At 52.0% G+C, this 392-nt stretch carries 1 protein-coding gene; it reads right to left on the bottom strand.

The annotated features are described in order from the left end of the window. Positions 1-73: 73 nt before the first annotated feature. Positions 74-392 (bottom strand): flavodoxin domain-containing protein (locus tag M3223_RS24040; protein WP_251566317.1); only part of this gene is annotated, 319 nt, incomplete at its 5' end.

A 392-nucleotide genomic window follows, 5' to 3' on the forward strand; every position in this document is an offset into this window, starting at 1 on the left:
GCGGATTTTGTTGCAACAAGAGACGCAAAGATAAAGATGACGGCAAAGCATATGCGCTAAGCCGTCAGTGAGATCAGGCGTAATGCTCTGCCATTTCGTTGAGGATTTGCTCGCACCAGCTCTGAATACGCTCGTCGCTAAGGTCATACTGGTTAGTTTCATCCAGCGCCAGACCCACGAACAGTTGCCCGTCAGCAATCACCGGTTTCGGGCTGGTAAATTCATATCCTTCCGTTGGCCAGTAGCCGACGAACTTCACGCCTTTGGTCGAGAGTTTGTCATGCAGCATACCGAGCGCATCGAGGAACCACTCGCCGTATCCCAGTTGATCGCCAAGCCCATACAGCGCAACAATTTTACCTACAAGGTTCAGGTCGTCGAGCTGATCCCAG

The organism is Paenibacillus pasadenensis (genome assembly GCF_023715725.1).
Classification (GTDB): Bacteria; Bacillota; Bacilli; order Paenibacillales; family Paenibacillaceae; genus Paenibacillus_O; species Paenibacillus_O pasadenensis_A.